The sequence below is a fragment of the Halomonas halmophila genome, assembly GCF_006540005.1.
Taxonomy (GTDB): Bacteria; Pseudomonadota; Gammaproteobacteria; order Pseudomonadales; family Halomonadaceae; genus Halomonas; species Halomonas halmophila.
In genome coordinates this window covers 1-2,844 of record NZ_BJOC01000062.1, presented here as the reverse complement: position 1 = coordinate 2,844, position 2,844 = coordinate 1, and the positions used below count along the sequence as shown (strand labels likewise).

The following is a 2,844-nucleotide window of genomic DNA, read 5'->3' as shown; positions in this document are numbered from 1 at the left end:
GGCAGCATGGACCCCGACGGCATGGGGTCAAGGTTTTTCTTCCAGCTTAGAGCTTAAGGCTTATAGCTCCGGGCGAAGACCGGGAGGGTTTTCTTTCCTCTTCAAGCGGCGCCAGCCGCGTTCTTACCTCTTCCAGGCGCGCAGCGCCGTTCTTCCAGCTTCAGCGCAGCCAGATCATGCTGGCCATGCGGCCGGTGACGCCGTTATCCCGGCGGTGGGAGTAGAAGCGGGGGTCACAGGCGGTGCAGAAGTGACCCCCGCTGATGTTCGAAAGCCCCAGGCGTTCCAGCCGCAGGCGTGCCAGCTTGTAGAGGTCCGCCATGTAGTGGCCCAGCCGATAGGGGCTGGGGTGAAAGGCTTCCAGGGCCTCGGGCTGCACCGCGACGAAGGCCTGGCGCACTTCCGGGCCGACCTCGAACTGGGCATTGGAGATCGCCGGTCCCAACCACGCCATCTGCGACTCGGCGGGTACGCCCAGGGCCGCCACGGTGGCATCGAGAATGCCGCCGGCCAGGCCGCGCCATCCGGCATGGGCCACGGCCACACGCTGCCCGTCACGGTCGCAGAAGAAGACCGGCAGGCAATCGGCGGTCAGCACCACACAGGCATGCCCCCGATCCCGGGCCACCGCCGCGTCGGCATTCGGGGCCCTGTCGGTGTAATGCTGCTGGACGCGACCACCGTGCTCCTGGTTGAGCCACAGCAGGGGCCGCTCATCGCCCACGACCTTGCCCAGCTGACGCCGGCAGAGCCCGACATGGTCGGGGTTGTCGCCGACATGCTCGGCCGGGTTGAAGGCCGCGAAGTCGCCCTGACTCGGCCCCGTCTCGCGGGTCGTGACACAGGCCGCCACGCTGTCGGGGGCCGGCCAGTTCGGATACACCAGCGTCGGGTCGAGATGAAGGGCATCACTCATCGCATGGTCTCCCGGTCGTCGCGCAGAAAGTCGAGCAGCATCAGCAGGTCGTCCGGCAGCGGCGCACGCAGGGTCATGGTCGCGCCGGTGGAGGGATGCACGAACGCCAGCTTGCGCGCATGCAAGGCCTGGCGCGGGAACTCGCGCAGCACTTCCTTGAGGGTGTCACCAGCTCCGGCAGGCAGCTTCAAGCGCCCGCCGTAGACCGGGTCGCCGATCAATGGATAACGCAGGTGCGCCAGATGGACCCGAATCTGGTGGGTACGTCCGGTTTCCAGCCGGCAGCGCACATGGGTATGGGCGCGGAAGCGCTCGATGACCCGATAATGCGTCACCGCCGGCTTGCCGGACTCATTGACGGCCTGACGCTTGCGGTCCCCCGGGTGACGCCCGATCGGTGCATCCACGCGCCCACCCGCCGTCATCTGGCCCACGGTCACCGCATCATATTCACGCGACACCGTGCGCGCCTGCAGCTGTTCCACCAGGGCATGCTGGGCGGCCAGCGTCTTGGCGACCACCATCAGTCCACTGGTATCCTTGTCCAGGCGATGCACGATCCCGGCGCGGGGTACCGACGCCAGGGCGTTGCAATGATGCAGCAGGCCATTGAGCAGGGTGCCATCCGGATTGCCGGCGGCGGGATGGACCACCAGGCCCGGCGGCTTGTCGATGATCAGCACATCGTCATCCTCGAACACCACCTGCAGCGGAATATCCTGCGGCTCGAAGCGCGCCTCTTCCTCTAGCTCCACCGTCAGCGCCAGCCACTCACCGCCATGCACCCGGTCCCGGGGCCTGGCCGGCACGCCATCGACGGTCAGGGCCCCCTGCTTGATCCAGGCCTTGAGACGTTCCCGAGAGTAGTCGCTGAACAACTCTGCCGCCACCTGATCGAGGCGAAAGCCCGCCATGTGGTCGGGTATGCGTTGCTGGGCATCGAGGGTCTGAGACATGGGCGCGTCATGGGTCCGTCTGAGAGAATGAAGAAGTATCCACAAAGCGTTGGCACATTACGTTTGTGATGACTGCGTTTCAGCGCAAGGTGCTTTATAGTGGGCAGATCAAGGCCGATTCTAGCACGGCCGCCCAGGGTTGTTTGACACGAGGATCACGATGCGCGTTTTCACGACCGGTACTCGCCTGGCTGCCATGATGCTGGCGACTGCCCTGCTGGCCGGCTGCGCCAGCACCGAGGAAGAAGAACAGGCGCCGGATGTCGCCGCAAACCAGCTTTACCAGGAAGGCCGTGCGGCCCTGGAAGATGGCCGTTACACCACCGCCGTCAATCGGCTGGAGGCCATCGACACCCGCTACCCCTTCGGCGAGCATGCCGAGCAGGCCCAGCTCGAACTGATCTATGCCCACTTCGAGACCGGTGATTGGGAGGCAGCTCGCGCCGCCGCCAGCCGCTTCATCCGCCTGCACCCCGATCACCCCCAGGTCGACTACGCCTACTACATGCGTGGTCTCGCCTCCTGGGAAGCCGGTCGCTTCAGCCTGGAGTCAATGCGGCTGATCGACATCGCCAAGCGTGATCTCGGTGCCACCCGCGATGCCTACTCGGACTTCCGCGACCTGGTACGCAACCACCCCAACAGCCAGTACGCGCCGGATGCCCGTCAGCGCATCGTCTACCTGCGCAACCTGCTGGCTCGCCACGAGCTGGAAGTCGCCGACTTCTACCTGCGCAAGGGCGCCTACCTGGCCGCCATCAAGCGAGGCCGTTGGGTCATCGAACACTACCCCGAAGCGAAGGGCACCCGCGACGCCCTGGCAGTCATGGTGGAAGGCTATCTCGGCCTGGACATGACCGAACGCGCCAAGGAAAGTCTGCAGGTGCTGATCGACAACGCCCCGGACCACGAACGCCTCGACGGCCGCACCTTCGACCCCCGCTACGTCGACGCCGAGGTGTCGGCGTAAGG

General features: G+C 65.8%; 3 protein-coding genes. 1 reads left to right on the top strand and 2 read right to left on the bottom strand.

The genetic code is table 11. The annotated features are described in order from the left end of the window. Nucleotides 1-160: 160 nt before the first annotated feature. Both pgeF and rluD read right to left on the bottom strand, forming a co-directional pair. Entirely contained in the window at nt 161-916 is a 756-nt protein-coding gene (gene pgeF / locus HHA01_RS14520; RefSeq protein WP_141321991.1) for a peptidoglycan editing factor PgeF, read from the bottom strand. Further along, nucleotides 913-1,872 (bottom strand): 23S rRNA pseudouridine(1911/1915/1917) synthase RluD, encoded by a 960-nt coding sequence (gene rluD, locus HHA01_RS14515; protein WP_141321988.1) that lies wholly within the window; start codon nt 1,870-1,872, stop codon nt 913-915. Before rluD ends, pgeF begins: the two co-directional genes overlap by 4 nt. 160 nt (nt 1,873-2,032) lie before the next feature. Here rluD and HHA01_RS14510 point away from each other — a divergent pair, with 160 nt between their 5' ends. Then, on the top strand, nt 2,033-2,842 hold the full coding sequence (locus tag HHA01_RS14510) for an outer membrane protein assembly factor BamD (protein ID WP_141321985.1): 810 nt from the start codon (nt 2,033-2,035) through the stop codon (nt 2,840-2,842). Nucleotides 2,843-2,844: the final 2 nt, after the last annotated feature.